This is a genomic window from Parabacteroides sp. AF39-10AC, from assembly GCF_003635405.1.
GTDB classification, from domain to species: domain Bacteria; phylum Bacteroidota; class Bacteroidia; order Bacteroidales; family Tannerellaceae; genus Parabacteroides; species Parabacteroides distasonis.
Genome location: NZ_QTLP01000016.1, coordinates 86,117 through 104,054, shown reverse-complemented (window position 1 = coordinate 104,054; position 17,938 = coordinate 86,117). Strand labels below are relative to the sequence as shown.

General features: G+C 40.1%; 16 protein-coding genes. 1 reads left to right on the top strand and 15 read right to left on the bottom strand.

Annotated features, from left to right (window positions below; all coding sequences use genetic code 11):
• Positions 1–12 precede the first annotated feature (12 nt).
• The 10 genes from DW033_RS15330 to DW033_RS15295 all read right to left on the bottom strand — a co-directional run bounded on the left by DW033_RS15330 (position 13) and on the right by DW033_RS15295 (position 6,453).
• On the bottom strand, positions 13–1,458 hold the full coding sequence (locus DW033_RS15330; RefSeq protein ID WP_122382894.1) for a PA14 domain-containing protein: 1,446 nt from the start codon (positions 1,456–1,458) through the stop codon (positions 13–15).
• A 104-nt stretch (positions 1,459–1,562) separates the two neighbouring features.
• Positions 1,563–1,721: a hypothetical protein gene (locus tag DW033_RS24705; RefSeq protein WP_172681050.1), complete on the bottom strand. Its 159-nt coding sequence runs from the start codon at positions 1,719–1,721 to the stop codon at positions 1,563–1,565.
• Between the two features lie 174 nt (positions 1,722–1,895).
• Positions 1,896–2,450, bottom strand: coding sequence for a DUF5025 domain-containing protein (locus DW033_RS15325; RefSeq protein ID WP_122382893.1), 555 nt, complete (start codon positions 2,448–2,450; stop codon positions 1,896–1,898).
• 4 nt (positions 2,451–2,454) lie between these two features.
• On the bottom strand, positions 2,455–2,910 hold the full coding sequence (locus tag DW033_RS15320; RefSeq protein ID WP_122382892.1) for a hypothetical protein: 456 nt from the start codon (positions 2,908–2,910) through the stop codon (positions 2,455–2,457).
• 115 nt (positions 2,911–3,025) lie between these two features.
• A complete protein-coding gene (locus DW033_RS15315) occupies positions 3,026–3,436 on the bottom strand; it encodes a hypothetical protein (RefSeq protein WP_122382891.1) in 411 nt (136 codons plus the stop codon).
• Positions 3,437–3,502: 66 nt separating this feature from the next.
• Complete coding sequence (locus DW033_RS24935) at positions 3,503–3,724, bottom strand: DUF5025 domain-containing protein (protein WP_233554218.1); 222 nt, start codon at positions 3,722–3,724, stop codon at positions 3,503–3,505.
• A 35-nt stretch (positions 3,725–3,759) separates the two neighbouring features.
• Entirely contained in the window at positions 3,760–3,942 is a 183-nt protein-coding gene (locus DW033_RS24930; protein WP_233554217.1) for a hypothetical protein, read from the bottom strand.
• 533 nt (positions 3,943–4,475) lie between these two features.
• A complete protein-coding gene (locus tag DW033_RS15305) occupies positions 4,476–4,892 on the bottom strand; it encodes a hypothetical protein (RefSeq protein WP_122382890.1) in 417 nt (138 codons plus the stop codon).
• Complete coding sequence (locus DW033_RS15300; protein ID WP_146376323.1) at positions 4,889–5,761, bottom strand: C10 family peptidase; 873 nt, start codon at positions 5,759–5,761, stop codon at positions 4,889–4,891. Before DW033_RS15300 ends, DW033_RS15305 begins: the two co-directional genes overlap by 4 nt.
• Positions 5,758–6,453 carry a hypothetical protein gene (locus DW033_RS15295; RefSeq protein WP_233554215.1) on the bottom strand — a complete coding sequence of 232 codons (696 nt, stop codon included), beginning with the start codon at positions 6,451–6,453 and terminating at the stop codon, positions 5,758–5,760. Before DW033_RS15295 ends, DW033_RS15300 begins: the two co-directional genes overlap by 4 nt.
• A 322-nt stretch (positions 6,454–6,775) precedes the next feature.
• On the opposite strand from DW033_RS15295, the gene DW033_RS15290 reads away from it, so the two are divergent.
• On the top strand, positions 6,776–7,882 hold the full coding sequence (locus DW033_RS15290; RefSeq protein WP_057327035.1) for an acyltransferase family protein: 1,107 nt from the start codon (positions 6,776–6,778) through the stop codon (positions 7,880–7,882).
• Between the two features lie 77 nt (positions 7,883–7,959).
• Here the strand turns inward: DW033_RS15290 and DW033_RS15285 are convergent, their stop codons facing one another.
• The 5 genes from DW033_RS15285 to DW033_RS15265 all read right to left on the bottom strand — a co-directional run bounded on the left by DW033_RS15285 (position 7,960) and on the right by DW033_RS15265 (position 17,933).
• Positions 7,960–10,263 (bottom strand): TonB-dependent receptor family protein, encoded by a 2,304-nt coding sequence (locus tag DW033_RS15285; RefSeq protein WP_122382888.1) that lies wholly within the window; start codon positions 10,261–10,263, stop codon positions 7,960–7,962.
• Positions 10,264–10,407: 144 nt separating this feature from the next.
• Entirely contained in the window at positions 10,408–11,265 is an 858-nt protein-coding gene (locus tag DW033_RS15280) for a LytTR family DNA-binding domain-containing protein (RefSeq protein WP_227713825.1), read from the bottom strand.
• 138 nt (positions 11,266–11,403) lie between these two features.
• On the bottom strand, positions 11,404–15,027 hold the full coding sequence (locus DW033_RS15275) for a sugar-binding domain-containing protein (protein WP_122382887.1): 3,624 nt from the start codon (positions 15,025–15,027) through the stop codon (positions 11,404–11,406).
• A 32-nt stretch (positions 15,028–15,059) separates the two neighbouring features.
• Positions 15,060–15,839, bottom strand: coding sequence for a radical SAM protein (locus DW033_RS15270; protein WP_122382886.1), 780 nt, complete (start codon positions 15,837–15,839; stop codon positions 15,060–15,062).
• A 33-nt stretch (positions 15,840–15,872) separates the two neighbouring features.
• Complete coding sequence (locus DW033_RS15265; RefSeq protein ID WP_009016542.1) at positions 15,873–17,933, bottom strand: helix-hairpin-helix domain-containing protein; 2,061 nt, start codon at positions 17,931–17,933, stop codon at positions 15,873–15,875.
• Between the last annotated feature and the right edge of the window lie 5 nt (positions 17,934–17,938).

Genomic DNA, 17,938 nt, shown 5'->3' with positions numbered 1-17,938 from the left:
ACAACTGGATATTTATTCCGGTAAATAATACCAGTCCTCTGGTAAGACAGCTTCCTTTATTTTACGGCAGGAAACCCCGACCTCCAAGGCCTCGCCCATATAATCCTCGAAATACAAAACACGTAATTCGTGGAAACCAGCGTCTAACGCTACCTTTCCTTTCGCTATACGAGCATTATGAGAGCCATCATTATCAACAATAGCTTTACCGTCTATAAATAGTTTGGAACCATCATCCGAATACGTATAAAAGCGATATACACCTTTTTCAGGGATATTTATCAACGTACGGAACTCATAAGCGAAATGATCCTTGGCCGGAGCCTCCTGAATAGAGATATTTTTCATCGTACCCTCTTTCACTTTTGTCCCGGAAGCGATCTGATCCGTATGTTTAAATTTACCTTCATAATAGGTATAAGCTACCCCGTGCTTTTTAGGTTTTACCGTTTTGGCGGGTAAGAATTCCATCGTTTCCTCATCCTTAGAGGTCAGGCCAGATGGATAATAATACGTATATTCCTTTCCGGACGGGGTACGAATCCATGAATCAAACTCAAACTTGCCTTCACGCAATTCAATGATACGGCCACCCCGCTCGAAATCTCCATAAGCGTCCCATCCGGATACACGCCCGAAAGCTAGCCCCACATTATATAACATTCCTATATAATCGTTATCATGATCGTGCCCGGCGAAAGTAGCCATCACATCCTTCATTTCCACCAAGGAAGCGAAGAAGCCCGTGTTGATCTTGGGAGAGGCGATTCCCTCTTCTTTCTGTCCTAATGTAGTCTCCGCCCCAACGATCTCATTATATTCCAGCAGAGGAATATGAAAAAAGGCCAAGGCTGGCAACGGTTTGCCGCCATTTTCCTTGGTATAGCGCATACTTTGCTCACGATACCAATGGATCTGGTCGAAATGAATCCAATCATACGTGCCGTAATCTTTTAGCGTAGGATAATCGTTGGAGTCGATACAATACAATAAGGCCGCCGGTTTCTTTCCGTCCGAACTGTAGACCGGTACCACATAGTTTCCGGCTCCATGGATATCACCCGGTCCCTTCTCGCCCATAAAATAAGGTGATTTACTAAGCATCGCATAAATCTCGTCCTTGGGGACGATCTCCGCGTCATGATTTCCCATCATGACCGTAAACGGTATCTTGGCCTCCTCAAAGATCCCGATCACCGACTTCCATCCTTCCAAACCGGGGTTTGCTGTCACCACGTCGCCCGTCAGCATTGCCACATCCGGATTCTCCGCCTTTAATACGGATTGTATCGTAGCGACTGTCTTAGCGCATTTAGATGATTTCTGATCCCAATGAATGTCTGTAAATTGGACGATCTTGAATTTCCCATCCTTGAAAGCAAGCTGTTTTTGTGCGAATAAGCTCATCGGGGCGCAAAAGCACAACAAGGCTATCGCTAATAAAAAAGTCTTTTTCATGTTCTTCGATTTAGTAATTGGGGGCTAAGTTATAAAAAAAAGAGAGCGATGTATAAAAACAGGCTCTCTTCCTTATGTTAAATGCCACAATGAAACCCTTGCTGTCAAACAAAAGCTATATACATATCCGCAAGCCGGGTTTTCCTGTCAAAATGCGGGATCTCTTTTACTATTTTCTCACAATCCTCAAGGCTCATTCCTCCTTTAGGTTCCCCCCAGTACCAAAGCTTTGGGGCATTCTGTTTCTTACTTGTTGATTCCATAATTCTCGTTGTTTTTATCTTAAGACAGGAAATGATGAAATACCCCTATCCACAAAGTATATAAAAGATTAAAATAAAGTGAATCCCTACCGTATGCTCCAACAATCCTGTTTGTATAGAAAACAACCGTGATTGTGGAATGTTTAATGCGCCTCGATCCAAAATTTCCCTAAATTAGTGTATGCCAAATATAGCGTCCTTTATGACGACTGAATCCTTTAAATTATCGATATTATATAAAATACCTTCCATCTTCCCCTCTATATAGGGTGTACCACTTCCTTCATGGAAACGGATACTATCCACTTGTATCTTAAATGAAGATTTCAGCGGATGATATATTATTTTAGCGTCATCTTTCGTGATCCGTACGGTAGATTCTACCTCTTCATTCAACAATTTACCCTTATCAATCATATATTCTCCTTCCCTTAATGGAATCAATGAAATCTTTAACAGGGGATAAGGGTAATCAGAAATATTTACTTTCAATGGAATTTCCCAATGGAAGCCACTCATATTAATACTAGTTTCCTCCCAAAAATTTCCATGATCAATAACACAACCATAACCAGACTGATTAATTATAGACATATCTTGATCATTCACGATTCCTTCAAAATAGCCCAAATAGTAAGGAGTTTCCTCAAAAGAAACGTCCTCATCCTTATCACAGGATACAAATGACAAAGAGAAAACACTCAATAGAACACAAATTATTCGTCTCATATTTTTAGAATAAGGTAAATTTATATCCGACAGACAGCCCCAACTGCAAATCATGATCATCTATACAATCTTGAAAATAGTTCACTCCTACATAAAACCTTTTTATCTCTACACCAGCCTCCGCCGTAGCTCCCAGATGCAAATCATCACCAATACCCCCAAAAGCACCGGCATTCAAGCGAAGATTTACCTTGTCACTAACCGGAACATGAAAAGAGGCATATATAGGAACACAAAAGTTTATATTCCAATTATCTCCACGCGAAAACGCATTCTCTGCCGTATGCAACAACAATCCTGTTTGTATAGAAAACAACCGTGATTGTGGAAAGTTTATATACGCCCCGGTTTGAAGTCCCCATCCATCTCCTCCTAATATACCGGTACGAGCCTCTATATCAGTTGCCTGCGATCGGCCAAAAGATAAAAGCAATATCAACAGAACAAACAACTTCTTCATTACTTACAAGGTATTAAAATTAATATTTAGACTGAATAAAAGTTTGACATGTCATGATATAGAACTCCTATCCAATCCAAATATTGTACAAATATCCTTCTCTTTGAATAATTATTTACCTTACAAGATACATTATACCCTTATATTCTGTGATACATATTTTTTTACCATTAAAAATACCTTCGAATACTTCATCTTCATATATAGGATATTGAATGATCACTAATGTATCAACTTTTTCTTTACAATCAATATAAATAGAATCGGCACAACTAAAAGCAGCCAAACTAGAAACCGAATAATAATTATCATACTCTTCTATAGATAAATCATATAATTGACGTACCATATTTTCACTATGATAAGAAATTACCACTTTATCATCTTTTGATGTAATCACAGAAGTACTATCATTATTCATCAAAACGGCTCTAAATCCTGTTGGCGACGGCCAATCTACCTTTTGATTACAAGAGTAAAAACTTATAATCAAAATTAAAAATAAAATTTTCTTATATTCAATCATACTTATCTAGGATATATATTAACAATCATTCTATGCACTAAATTTGGTTCATCATCAAATTCTAAATTAGTGTATTCCGAATATAGCATCTTTTATGACGATCGAATCTTCCGAATTCTCTATATTATATAGGATGCCTTCCATCTTCCCTTCAATATAAGGGGTAGCACTTCCCTCATGAAAACGAATACTATCCACTTGTATCCGAAATGAAGATTTCAGTGGATGATACACTATTTTAGCGTCATCTTTCGTGATCCGGACAGTAGATTCTATCCCTTCATTCATTAATTTACCCTTATCGATCATATATTCCCCTTTCCCTAAAAACATCCCAAATAGTAAGGAGCTTCTTCAAAAAAAGCATCCTCATCCTTATCACAAGAAACGAATGAGAATAGTAAAAGAATGAATAAAGAAAAGATGGAACCAGCCATCATTCCTTTTTTAGCTTCACCCCGGTAATAAAGCTTAGAGGCATTCCGTTTTTCAGTTGTTGATTCCATAGTGACTGTTGTTTTTTTATAAGACAAGAAACTATCAAATACCCCTATCCTTTAATGTATATAAAAGACTAAAATAAAATGAATCTATATCCAAAAGAGCAACTAAGTAAGCATTAAAAAATAACTTGGGACGGTTTTCAATACAAGTTGTAAGTTCTACAACACCCAAAGACCGAGGAATGGCTTTTCAAGTGGTTAGTTATTCACTTCCCAAGCCATTAGTTAGCGGCTAGGTATAGCCGTTAGTTATTCACTTGACAAGCCGTTAGTTATTCACTTGAGTAGCTGATATCGATCGATATTATTCGCTTATTTTCAGCAATTTACGCATAATCAGTCAATGCATTCTCGCAGTCCGATCCGCAAAGACGTGATCGCATGAAAACTGTACCAAGTTATTTTTTGAGCGCTACTAACTTCTTCTTTACTTATAAGTAAAGAATATTTAGATTAAATAGAAGTTCGACATGTCATGATATAGAACTCCCATTCAATCTAAATATTACTTTAATCCTAATTTTCAGAATACTATCTTATCTCACAAGATATAGAAAACCTTCATATTCTGGAATAGAAATTAGTTTACCATTAAACGTACCTTCAAAAGGATCTAACAGATAAAAGGGAGTCTTAACCAACACCAAAGTATCTATCTTACTTTTTGCCTCGATATATAAGGAATCAACGCCACTATAAAGAGCAGATATGCTACTTACGAAATAAACACCCTCTCGTTCATCCACTGACACATCATAAAATTGGCGCATCATACCGTTATCTCTATATTTAATAACGACCTTATCTTCTTTTGATGTCAAGACAGAAGAACTATCGCTATTCATCAAAACAAAACTAAAAACCGTCGGAGGAGGCCAATCCTCACGCTTTGTACAAGATAGAAATAAGTGTACAAAAACCAATAACCAAAGTAAATTTCTTTTTTTCATCATTTTGGATAAATACTTATAATCATTCTATGAAAAAAATTAGTAGTATAATCAAATATAAGTTTTCCATCTTCAATATAAGACCAATTATCCAGTTGATAATAGCCATTATACTTCTCGCTATTTCCAAAATTCATATGTAGCATTGAATAAGAATACATAGTGCTATTATATATTTGTATGCCATCACATACCCAAGCATGTCCACTTCCACTAACTTGATTAACTCCACTCAGAATTACAGGTCTTCCCGAGAATATTTCACTTTTTACTTTGGCATAGTTATATTTTTCTCTAGAGGCATTATAACCATATCCTCTTAGCACATTATCCAAAACCGTATTTCTTGCAGATGATCCATTCGGAGTATAATCCATATTCAAATGATCTTTATTTCCTAATTCTGCTAAAAAACGAGCAGTAACATCTGTAGCATTATTAAAGCTCATCGCCGCCCAATTATAGCTCTTTGGATATTCCCAGAATCTCATTATTTGACCTATGGCAACAGCAGTACATCCCACAGGACAATTTGTTGGGCAATATTTGTTATAATTATTTCTTTGATTCCATGAAGTTTTTAAATACGGCCCTTTTACAATTTGCGAGGTATGATCTGGATCGTCACAATTGACCATTTTTAGTGGTTTTTCTGGACACTCAGCTGAATTCCACATACTTGTAATCATAGGATCGGGTTGAAAATTTTGATTTCTACATCGAGTAATATGTTCAGACACCCATTCTAACCAAAGAGTTACCACTTCCGGAGCATTATCCAGAGAAAACTCCCCTTCATCAGAAAAACCAAGGATAGGATAAACTCTCTTGTCTGCAGATATAATACTAAAACCTTTACTTTCGTAGTTCACAATATACAACGTAGGTAAACTACGTTCCTTTCCATAAGAAACAATATTTTTAATTTCTTTTTCTTGATGAATAGATTTTGTTGATATAAGTGTATATCTAATGAATCTGAAAATGCGTACATTCTTCCTATATCCTGCAAGGCGAAAGCTGAACTTCTCATATTCCCCGCTTTCCGGAAATAAGATTCCGCTTCCTTGTATTTGTCCTTTCCTAACAGATAATCACCCTCGAAATCATATAGATCTCCCATATAGCTACAAATATACCCGGCTTGATTATAGTCTTGACAACGTACAGCGATATCCAACGCCTGTAAATAAACCTTCATAGCCTTCTCATTCTCCTTATCCTCCACATACGAACGCCCTAGGTATAAACCAATCTTCGCTTGTTCTTGCTTTGTCCCGTGTGACTTATAATAGGCTTGCGCACGACGCAATTGTTGCACATAGGGCAGATCCGTGTACAGCGTATCCGCTACTCTGCCATACAACATACACCAACGAGCCAATAATTTATCGCTCAAATTATCGGGCACGGCTATGCTATCCAATAGGATAAGGGAACTATCCGGATCAGATTTCAACAAGGATTCCGCACGATCGATTAGGTATGTGGCATCGCTTTCATCTCGACAACCTATAAATGAGAGTGTGGATAATAACGATATCAAAATAAGTAAATGCCTCATTGGTTCCTATCTTTAGATTCTATGCACAAGATAGGCATATTTTTCATCAAACCTTAAAGAATAATTGATTATTAGGCTTATTGTATAAAATTCTTATCGCTTGGATATCTCCATCATATTTTTGGAAAAACACGTACGTGTTTTCATAAATTCTCGTACGTGTTTCCGAAAAAAGACGTACGTGTTTTTCCGAAAACATGTATGTGTTTTTTATATATTTGATTATCAGTATACTAAAAACAGTATTCCCAAAGGCAGGGATATTGTAGGAAATTCCATTATCTTTGGACTTTCATTGGTAACTTTTTAATCTACTATCAATATGGCACAACAATCCGGAAGATTGCTATCCCTCGACGTGATGAGGGGAATTACGATCGCGGGGATGATTTTGGTAAATAACCCCGGGTCATGGAAGTATGTCTATACTCCTTTAGAGCATGCACGTTGGAACGGCCTCACTCCCACCGATTTGGTATTTCCGTTCTTTATGTTCATCATGGGGGTCTCCATGTTTTTCTCGCTTCGGAAATATAACTTCAAGCTGTCCAAAGAGAGCGTGACGAAAGTATTGAGACGCACGGTATTGATATTCCTCGTGGGATTAGGGCTAAATCTGTTCGGGCATGTTTGCTACAATGGATTTACCGATTTCCAGAATTTACGTATCCTTGGGGTGATGCAAAGGTTGGCGCTCGCATACGGCTTCGGGTCGTTGATAGGATTAGCGATTAATCATAAGTATATTTTGCAGGTAGCCGCTGGTATATTGATATTTTACTGGGCATTACTAGGTTTCACGCATAGTATGGAAATGTCGGAGGATAGCATTATAGCGATCGTGGACAGAACTTTATTCGGTACATCGCATATGTATCACGATGATATGGCAGATGGTACACGGATCGCCTTTGATCCGGAAGGGCTCTTGAGCTGCATCGGTAGCATAGCGCATGTATTACTCGGTTTCTACGTAGGAAAGGTAATACAGGATTGTAAAAAGAACAATGAGTTGATTATCCGTAATATCTTCATTTTCGGTACGATTATTCTTTTTGCCGGTTTCTTACTAAGTTACGGCTGCCCGATCAATAAGAAGATATGGAGTAGCACGTTCGTCTTGGTAACTTGCGGATTCGCCTCCTTATTCCTCGCTTTATTAATCTGGATCATCGATATAAACGGGAAGAAGAAATGGACGTTATTCTTTGAGTCGTTCGGTATCAACCCGTTGTATCTGTATGTACAAGGGGATATATTGGCCGTATTGCTGGGAATGAGCGGTATCTCCGCCTTTATGTATATGGATCTGTTCAGGTCGGTATTCGGCGATTTCGGAGGATCGCTGGCTTGGGCTATCTTCTTCGTGGTGTTAAACTGGATACCGGGATATTTCTTGTATAAGAAGAAGATTTATATAAAGCTATAAAAGCAATATTCATATAGTAGCCTCGTAGTGATCGAGGCTACTATATAAATGAGAAATACCCCATAGAGACGGGTTTCTTAGAGCCTTCTTATTTCCTCCTCAGCGGCTCCTTTTCCCTTATACTTATTTTTAGTCGTATTAAACTTATAGCGAACGGTCAGTCGTACCTCACGGCTATCGGTTACATTATTCACCGTCAGATCCATGTGTTTGTTATAAATCACGTTGCCATCTTTACGCCCATGCGTAAGATCAATACCTTGTAGATTAAAGGAAAGACGGTCATCAAAGAAAGACTTAGTGAGCGAGGCATCCATCATAAACACGTTCTTGTTGATATAAATATTTTGGAAATCACCTTTACCCTGAAAAAACAAATCTACATGTAGTGTCCATCCATAAGGAAATTGAATTCCATTGTTAAACCGGCCGATAAACAACGGTCTATCCATAGAAAGCATCCTACTATTATGCTCAATATCCATCCATTGTTTCTGTAAACCTATCGTGAGTTGAGGATGCCACTTCTTTATAATAGGAGACGCTATCAAAAACACCGATACGTTATCAATCCGGTCATAATTACGATGCGTAATGATCGTTATAGCGGGATTTTTCTCATATTGATCCGTCATATAAAGAATAACGTCTTTTTCTCTCTGGTAGCTCAACATAAATTGAAACCAACCATAACTGCCTGATAAAGTGATATCGTGTAGGTTTGTAGGTTTTAACGCCGGATTACCGTTCATATAGGTAAACCGATTGATATAGTTCATATTACTTGACAATTGAGCGTAAGTAGGGCGTTTCGTTTTCGTCGTATAACCAAGTTGGGTTTGTAGTTTTCCTATTTGCGTGGATAACGAGACATTTGGAAAAAAATTATCATAGGAACGTTCTGTTGAAACATGTTCATAACGCAAACCCATATTTAGGTAGGCGATACGGATAAACTTACTATATTCAGCGAAAGCTCCCGCACGATCTTCCCGGATATGGCTATCGGTTGTAGGAAGGATTTCCTGTGGATTAGTAAATAAGTCTGTACGGCGGGTACTGGTAAACTCCGAGCCTAGGCTCAAATTACCACCTGCTAATGGATAGGAAGCAATCAATTTAGCGGCGTATAACTTATTGTCCACATTATTAGTGGAGGTCACGATACGACTTTCTTGCTCTTGACTGTTTTCTATTACCTCATTTCCTGTCCTCGCTTCGCTCCTTAGCATATCCGCATTGAAATCCAAAGAAAGCTTCCCTACGGCTCCCGAATAATAAACGTTGATTTGGTGAGCTGGATGTTTCACGGTCGTACTATAACTCTCGCTCAATAAATAGTCATAGAAATCATCATTGGCATCAATCCGACTTTCTGTTTGTCCCCCTATTTTATTTTCTGGAGAGGCAGACATTATATAACGGACACCCAAAGAATGGTTATCGTTAACTTGATAATTCACTCCCAGCTCTCCCCGGTAATCATTATCCAATGAATGCTGCTCCATCCGATTCTCTTGCCGCCAAAGCGTATCGACATATACTTGCTGACTTACATTATTGATGAGCAAATAGTTGTTATGCACATATTGAAACATAGCAAATACATCCAGATTATTATGACGGTAGTTTAAATTCAATTGTTCCGTAAAATCCGTGTTTTGCGACTGTCCCCAAGTAGAGCGAGCCTCAAAGCTCATCCCTTCACCTTCACGCTTTATAGTCTTAATACGGATAACCGATTTCACTTCCGCCCCATAACGTGATCCCGGATTAGTAATCACCTCTATTTGACGAATCTCAGAAGAGCTAAGACGATCCAGTTCGGAGAGATCCCTTACTTCACGTCCATTGATATATATAACAGGAATACCTTTACCGAACACCTGAAACTCCCCCTCTTTGCCTTGTATGCCGGGAATATACTTCAATACGTCGTTCGCTGTCCCGGATTTGCTTAGCAGGCTGTTTTCTATGCGGGTTGTCAAGGTACCGTCTTTGATCTGGAAATCCGGTCGTTTCCCTATGACAACGGCCTCATCCAACAAGATCGCCTCATCCGACAAAACGATATTTTCCATATTACCGGCTCGTGTATCTCGGTAGATGGTTTGATAACCGATCGAAGATACTTTGATCACATAAGTTCGTATAGATATAGAATCTCCTGTTTGAATGCGAAAACTACCACTCTCATCACTAACCGTACCTTGAAGGAAAGAAGAATCCGGAACAGATAACAATACTATATTAGCAAATTCCACGGGTAAACCCTGACGATCCGTAATTGAGCCGGTGATAAATTGCGCCGATCCATTGACAGCCACAAATAATAACAACATAACATTAATAAGAATCTTTTTTACTACTGACTTTTCCATATCGCTGATTATTTTTGCAATTGATTTTTCAGCAAATATAAAGTGGGTAAAAAAGCCAGTCAAACAATAGGGATAGATGTCAAGATTTGGTGATAAAACATGGAAATCTGTGCCTTATCACAAGTTTTAGGGATAAAATACAACCTAGTTTTCCTTATTAAGAAAACTCTTAAAGTCTTTTAGATAGGTACGTGAGACAGGAATCTCTTGTTGTGTATCCTCCAAATTCAAACGGTAGCCTTGCGCATTACCGTTTATGTTCATGATTTTATTCACGTTTACGATATAAGCCCGGTGACAACGGACAAAACAACCATATTTCTCCATCATCTCATCCATTTGCTTGATCGTGGAACGGAGAAGTTTATGCTTCATATTCCCTTCCTCTCTATAACAGACATCTACATAATTACCAGAAGATTCCATATACATAATATTATCCGGAAGTACGCAAATCGATTCTTTTGTATCGCCGGACAGGGTTATGGCATCACCCCCTTTCTCTTCTTGTATATTTCGTTCGGATAATAGTTTATTCATCCTTTTCGCTTCTTGCAAATTACGTTTCAAAGCATTATTCTCTATAATGAAAAATCCGAAAATAAGGGGAATAATAACAATCGTGATCGCCGCTGACACATCTATAAGCAACATTTTATAAAAAATAGTCGTATCTAAATCACTCCAAAAGTCCATTCGCATCAAGAAGTAATAGTCATAAATGAAACAAGCGAGTCCCAAAAATAACAAAAAGCAGGAACAATGTAGTAAGTTTTTACCAATAGTCCATCGTTCAGGATCATAAAAACGTTTGAATAATTTAGGAAACAAGACAAAAGCGACAACAGAGAATATAAATGTCAAGCCTACGAAACACCATAATACCCAAAACTGTATCACGCTATTTAGCCGATAGTGAAAAGGCTCGAAAATAGCGAGTATTAACGCCACTACCATCGAGTTTAACAGAACGATCACCCATGGTCTATCTATAGCGTACATAGGTTTATTAAGATATTCCTTCAAATTCATATTCAATTCTCACATGTAGTTAAAGATAAAATTTTCACAAAGGTATGCATTTGGATATAAAAAATCCCCTAGATCAAAATCTTTTGACCTAGAGGATTAATCTATCTATTACTCTACGTTATAACCGGAGATAACCACCTTCGGGGTCTCGCCTCTCGTATCTACATCTTTCCAATGGATGTTGATCTCTTTCTTCTCGCCCGGGAGCAATGAGAAATAGTTATCGCTATAGAAAACGGGGAGGAATTGCTCGCCATCCTTCTCGCCCACTACATTCACACGGATCATCAGAGCCGGTGTGGATGAAGTGTTCTCCAAGATAGCGGTGGCGGTCCAAGTACCGTCATTACCCTTATTGGTTGCCACGTTGGATCGTAAAGTAACCTTTGGCATCTCACGCAAAGCTTGGTAGTTGCCTTCCTCTACGCCACGCAGATAGAAGTTATCCGATACGATCTTGCCATTCTCTGTCAACGTCAACTTGACGAAATGAGCGCTGGATACGCTAGCAGGGAAATCCAGTTTCATACATTTGTTGGTCGTATCTTCCTTACTATCCACGGAAACCTCGTTTTCCCATGAAATAGAACCGTCCATATTGATGATTTGAGCCTTTGCCGTCAAACCATTACGTACGCCGGCGCTATAGTTCACTACCTCGATTTCGTCCGTAACCGGATTCCATTGAATGTGCAGAGGCTCGGAGGCCTTCTTGCAACCAAAGTAAGCGGCGGTAGGCTCGAAATAATAATCGTAAGTCTGCCATACCATAGAAGGCCATGCCGGATGCGTCATCCACAGCAATAATCCCTTACGGTTCAAGCTTCTCGATTCGAACATACCCCGGTAACCATCATAGTTTACCCACTGAGCCAGATCGGCGAATTCCTTGGCGTTGTTCGGCTTGCCAAAGCCCTTCTCGATGATAGCGTTGAAAGAAGCGCAAGACTGGGCGCCTTCCATCGTATAATCGTGTTGTCCCCATTGAGCGTTTTGCGGCCAAAGCGCTTCCGGAGAGAAAGTACGAACCAAGCTCTCGTAATTCATCACGTTAGGCATACCCCGCTCACTATGGAACTTATCACTACCATTCTTCAAGCTAAAGTATTCTTTAACAGGAAGCGCACGGTACGGGCCATGGCCACTTACCACCTCATCCGCCGAGCTGGAGATATAATGTAAGCCCGGATGATCCTCTTTCACGATACGGCGTAAAGCCTTGTCGATCTGCTCCGGCGGGAAGCCCTCGTTGCGCCCGCAATAAATACCGATAGAGGCATGGTTACGGAAACGTTTCACATAATCCTCAGCATTAGCGATAAACATCTCCGGATCATAAGGATCGGGTCCGTCGGAAGGATTCGCCAACCAGAAATCTTGCCAAATCATGATACCATGACGGTCGCAAGCCTCATATAATTCTTTATCGCCAATCTGTCCTACCCAGTTACGCATCATCGTAAAGTTCATATCGGCATGGTAAGCCACGGCGATATCGTACTCACGACCCCGGTAATTCAGATTAGACTCACCGAATCCCCAGTTACCGCCACGGCCTATAAAACGACGACCATTGATAAAGAGACTCAAGATACTATTATTCTCATTGAAGGTCATTTGTCGGATACCTACCTTGAAATCCTCAGAGTCGGATACCTTATCACCTACCTTAAAGGTGAAATTAGCGTCGTATAAATAAGGAGATCCGTACCCTTTAGGCCACCATAAACGTGGATTCTGAACCTTCAATTGGCTAAAGGTATTCGGGTCGAAAGCAACGCTCTTCTCCTCGTTGGCGGCCAATTCCACCGGTTGCTCGAAAGTGATATCACCGATCTTTCCTGTCAATATACCCTTCACGGGAGCAGCATCATGGTTCTTCACGATCACTTCCGGAGTCAAGGTAGCGGAAGTCGTATCCGGCAACGGTAATACAACCTGTACGAACGGGTCTTGAATCGTTACCTTGCCTGTAGAAGTCAAGTACACATCATCCCAAATACCGATATTACGACCACGGATCGTCGAGATCCAATCCCAACCGATCGAAGCGTGGAAGGTCGGGTTATCAGCGCCTAAGATACCACCGTTGAAATCCGTATTCTTCTCACATTTCTCCTTGATAGCTCCGATATGCTCATTCTTGATGATCTCCACCGCGACAACGTTCTTACCCGGTACGACCCTGTCTGTAACGTCAAATACACCCCGGATAAACGCTCCCTCGATACGGCCGATCTTGTTACCGTTTAAATATACATTCGCTTTCCAGTTGATACCATCGAAATTCAAGAACAAACGATCTTGCTTGAATCCTTCGGGTACCTCAAACTCATCCCTATACCAGAAATTAGAGTTGAAGAATGACTCGGATATCTGCATCAAGTTATCCGCGTAATTCGGATTCGGGATAGCTCCGATATTCTTATAACTGCTCAATACCGTTCCCGGTACGGTCGCCACGATCCAATTTTCCGGAGAGAAAGAAGGTTTCGATATTTCCTCACCAGAAGCGGTTACCTCGGAAGCTCGTTGTACTTTCCAGTTTCCGCCCGATAAACGGATCTCGTCTTTTGTAGAAGCCGGAGCAGCAGCCGGTTGGGCAAGCAAGCCACCTTTACCCATCACCTCTATCTCGCTTAAGATATAGCGTCCGTCATTAGCCGGTTGCTCCATCCATACCCGTACGTAGCGGCCCTTTCCTTTTAGCTTGATCTCATCCAGATTAGCATCTCCACCCGGAAGATTCGCTATGTCAACCCATTGTTTCGCATCGTCAGAAACTTGAATCTTACCCTTGATCGCTTTATTGATCCAATGTAATTTTACTTTGTCGAATTCGGATTGGCTACCCAAGTCCACATAGACCCACTCCTCTCCTGTCGTGGCACTCATCCAAGCGCTATTAAAGAATTTGGAAGGAAGCAAATCTATCAACTTATCTTGGTTATAGAAATTCATCTCGAAGAATGCCCAATAAGCGGCACCTTCCATTTTCAATCGCATCCGATAATAAGCATATTCACCCGGTTGATCGAATGTCAAAGTCTCATTCAACATACGGGTGGGCAACGTACCCGGATCCCAGCTATTTTTATTTGGGTCTGAATGGGCCTTATACTTGCTGGCCTTACCCGGCATACCTTTACCCTTTAAGGCAGCCAATTCCGTCCAAGTATTTCCATCATTCGATCCCTCGCAAACAATCTCATATCCATCCTTAATCTTATTCTCGTCATAAGCCACGCTGCCGCGAAATTGTACCTTGTCGGCTTTCTCTTTCCAGTTATTCAGCGTGAACAGGAAATAGGCATCCTCGCCTGTAACCGCATTACGAGAATAAGGACCTTGATCGATCATCCACTCACGCTCACGACGAGCTATATCCCCATTTTGCGTGGAGAGATCGAGATACTGAGGTTGTTTATCGCTAATAACACCATCCGTCACCAGTTGGGCCGTTAGATTGTAATCATAACTGGATGAGTTGTAAGCTCTACGCAAAAGAGCTATGTTACGATACGTGGAATAATCCGGACGTAATGAAGGAGAGAAATCCTCCCCCGGATCTCCCGGATACGAACCGATACCTCTGGTATAATAATCCGACCGATCGAAAGATTCCGCCGGAACACCGCTCTGCCCACATCCCCCTAGCAATGCTGAGACCGCTACCGCTCCACAAAGCGTCAAGAGTCGAGGCAATTTTTTCTTTTTACTGAATGTTCTCATACTACTTATTGTGTTTCTCTAAATTAGTTAGTTTAATAAGATACCGTCACGTCAAAACCCTCCTTCCGGGCCCGTTCCGCAATCGCATCTAATTCTTCTTTAGTAGCTTTTTTCAAAGCTTTAACCGGGGTCTCCCTATCTATCGTATAAATCATGACTTGTTTCGGACGGATTTGTTTTAAGGCGGAAATCCAGCCCGCTATCTCCTCTTCTGTCATATTATTAACCGATTTCCCGTTTAATTCCCCCTTCAAGAACATGGTCTGTATAATCAAGTTTCCGTTAAAACGACATAATTGTTTTAATAAAGACTCGAAATTAAACGCCGGAGAATTAGGTACATCTATCTGCCGAATCCGACTGTCTAATACAGAATCCAGTTTCAATATGTTATCCTCTATTTTATTCAAGGCTTGAAAGACTTCCTCTTTATGGAGCATCGTAGAATTAGAAAGCACGGCGATTTTAGCGTCAGGGAAAAACCGATCCCGGATAGCGACCGTATCATCAATGATTCCACCGAATTCCGGGTGTATCGTAGGCTCTCCGTTTCCGGCGAATGTAATTACATCCGGAGCGATCCCTTCCGCTTTCATGGAACTTAGTTTTTGCTCCAAGGCTTCCCTCACTTCCGTACGAGTAGGCAGTTTACTATGAGTCCTATGATTCTCATTCAATCCACATTCGCAATAAATGCAATTAAAAGAGCATAATTTCCCGTCTGTAGGAAGTAAATTCATCCCTAAAGAGACACCTAGGCGCCGACTATGTATCGGGCCAAATACAATTTTATCAAAAAGAATTGTAGACATAGCGCTGTTTGTTTTTACCCACGCAAATCTACTCTAAAATTTCCAGCGAAGCAAAGCATAAAGATCTGTTTTATCAGAACCGCTTATCTCCTCCGTATCAGTACCTATCAAATCCCTGTCCCAATAATGGGTGTGAGCCAGTTTCGCGGATAAGGATAAACGTTTCCAAATATCCAGACGAAAGGTAAGGGCAAACCGCATCCCATCCCCATAAAAAGAGGGCATATTAAAGGCATACAATATATTCTTCTCATACGAACTGACCCGGCTATTGTAATCATCCGTATGAAACCACGCTAGATAACCATCCATTTGAAGAGGTAGGGTAGTGGGCTTCCAGCCTATACTTTGGGATATCATAATTCCTTTATTAAGTTTCTTTATAGGATCATCGAATAGAATACCATCTAAGGAAGTCTTAAAAATAAAAGGAGAAGAAAAGTTATAAACCTGTTGAAAACGAATACGATGTTGTTTATAAGAATTGATTCTCAATAAATTATCATTTTCAAAAGTTCCATTCTTTTCTTTTTGCCGGTATTTATAACGAAGATAAGCTGAATAGTTTCTACTAGGGGTATAATCTATCTGAGCCATATATTCCTGTCCTCCGGAAGGAGCGTCTATCCCGTATTTCAACCAAGGAAAACGGAATAAGTCCGCATAAACGGATAATTTCCAGCGGGCGATCGGGGTTAATTGCAATCCCATATAAACCCCTTGCTCGTTTTGAACCGTAGAGCCTTGCGAGAAAGCATTTCCAAACAAAGCTTGATAACGGCGGTCGTAATAACGGTATAATACCAAGAAAGATATATAAGAAGCGGGTGTTAACTGCAAGGCATTCAAGGTAGAAATAGCTCCGTTTTTCGAAAGGGCAGTTTCGCCATAAAACTTAATACGGTTACTTTTCAACATATAGTCAACACCGATGTTGAAATTGTTGGAACCTCTGAAATAGAACAAATTATAAGGTTTTGGATCGGGGTCCATCTTAAACTTACCGAATGAATAGGAGAGAGCCGTTAAACCTACATGAAAATGAGATGTAGCATAGCGGATATTTCCTCCATATACCTGCATCGTTATCATTTTCCTCTTTTCCCAATCCCGTTGTAAACGATGAAGTCCATCCGTTTTTAATGAGGTGAATGTCAAGCTATCTACGGCCGCATCCATTTTCCGGTACGAATAGAAAACACTTATATCCAAGTTTTTAATCGTGATCGTACTAGCCACCCCTCGGAAGAAATCCTGTTCATTGGTTGAGAAGTGCCTACGGAAGCCATTTGTCCTTCGCTCCGCTTGAGCGACTACTGCCGTACGACTAGGAGAAAAGTCATTGCTAATCACCAGACCTTGTCCGAAAGACATCTTGTAATCCCCTATAGCCAAGCTTTTTAACCAGTTGATATCTTTTAGGAATAGATGTGCGGAATAAAAGTCATATCCTTTATGATATGCGTTCCAAAAAGGTTCGCCCGCATCTTTCTCGGCTACGAAGCCTGCTTGTAAACGATCCTCGAAAGTATAGGAATAACGTAAGGAGTGATAGAAAGGTTCTCCTCTATATTTACGATTTGGATATAACGAAAGTATGCTGTCCGTTTGTTCACCATATCCCTTTTTCTGTTGAAAACATTGATCATACCTGATTTGTAATTCATTACGACCATATTTCAACAGGTTCTTAACCGTAAGCAACCGTTTTTCAACAAGATTATCACCTATATAAACAAATGGAAGGAGAAGAGATATCGTCTGAAAATCGATATCCTCTATATTCTTCAACTCATAGATGCTAACCATATTTCCGTATCGTTTCCGGTAGGAAAGTAGCTGCTCGATTTGGCGATCGGATAGAAAAGGTAATCGCTTCAGTTGTTCTTCCGTCACGGCATTCAAATCAAAAGGATGCTCAGTTAAATAAGATAAATCGGCATACAAACTTTCGATACGCTCCGTATCCTCGGTTTCCAAGGCTAGTTCCTCTACATACTCCATCCACTTATCAACAGAATATTCTATTTGAGAATTAGCGTAATAACTATTTATCAACAGGATTATCGACAAGATTATAAACAATCGTTTCATAGCTA

What these genes read in the sequence shown, in the direction of transcription:
- DW033_RS15330 (WP_122382894.1), bottom strand. Translation starts at nt 1,458, where the DNA reads ATGAAAAAGACTTTTTTATTAGCGATAGCCTTGTTGTGCTTTTGCGCC.
- DW033_RS24705 (WP_172681050.1), bottom strand. Translation starts at nt 1,721, where the DNA reads ATGGAATCAACAAGTAAGAAACAGAATGCCCCAAAGCTTTGGTACTGG.
- DW033_RS15325 (WP_122382893.1), bottom strand. Translation starts at nt 2,450, where the DNA reads ATGAGACGAATAATTTGTGTTCTATTGAGTGTTTTCTCTTTGTCATTT.
- DW033_RS15320 (WP_122382892.1), bottom strand. Translation starts at nt 2,910, where the DNA reads ATGAAGAAGTTGTTTGTTCTGTTGATATTGCTTTTATCTTTTGGCCGA.
- DW033_RS15315 (WP_122382891.1), bottom strand. Translation starts at nt 3,436, where the DNA reads ATGATTGAATATAAGAAAATTTTATTTTTAATTTTGATTATAAGTTTT.
- DW033_RS24935 (WP_233554218.1), bottom strand. Translation starts at nt 3,724, where the DNA reads ATGAATGAAGGGATAGAATCTACTGTCCGGATCACGAAAGATGACGCT.
- DW033_RS24930 (WP_233554217.1), bottom strand. Translation starts at nt 3,942, where the DNA reads ATGGAATCAACAACTGAAAAACGGAATGCCTCTAAGCTTTATTACCGG.
- DW033_RS15305 (WP_122382890.1), bottom strand. Translation starts at nt 4,892, where the DNA reads ATGATGAAAAAAAGAAATTTACTTTGGTTATTGGTTTTTGTACACTTA.
- DW033_RS15295 (WP_233554215.1), bottom strand. Translation starts at nt 6,453, where the DNA reads ATGAGGCATTTACTTATTTTGATATCGTTATTATCCACACTCTCATTT.
- DW033_RS15290 (WP_057327035.1), top strand. Translation starts at nt 6,776, where the DNA reads ATGGCACAACAATCCGGAAGATTGCTATCCCTCGACGTGATGAGGGGA.
- DW033_RS15285 (WP_122382888.1), bottom strand. Translation starts at nt 10,263, where the DNA reads ATGGAAAAGTCAGTAGTAAAAAAGATTCTTATTAATGTTATGTTGTTA.
- DW033_RS15280 (WP_227713825.1), bottom strand. Translation starts at nt 11,265, where the DNA reads ATGTACGCTATAGATAGACCATGGGTGATCGTTCTGTTAAACTCGATG.
- DW033_RS15275 (WP_122382887.1), bottom strand. Translation starts at nt 15,027, where the DNA reads ATGAGAACATTCAGTAAAAAGAAAAAATTGCCTCGACTCTTGACGCTT.
- DW033_RS15270 (WP_122382886.1), bottom strand. Translation starts at nt 15,839, where the DNA reads ATGTCTACAATTCTTTTTGATAAAATTGTATTTGGCCCGATACATAGT.
- DW033_RS15265 (WP_009016542.1), bottom strand. Translation starts at nt 17,933, where the DNA reads ATGAAACGATTGTTTATAATCTTGTCGATAATCCTGTTGATAAATAGT.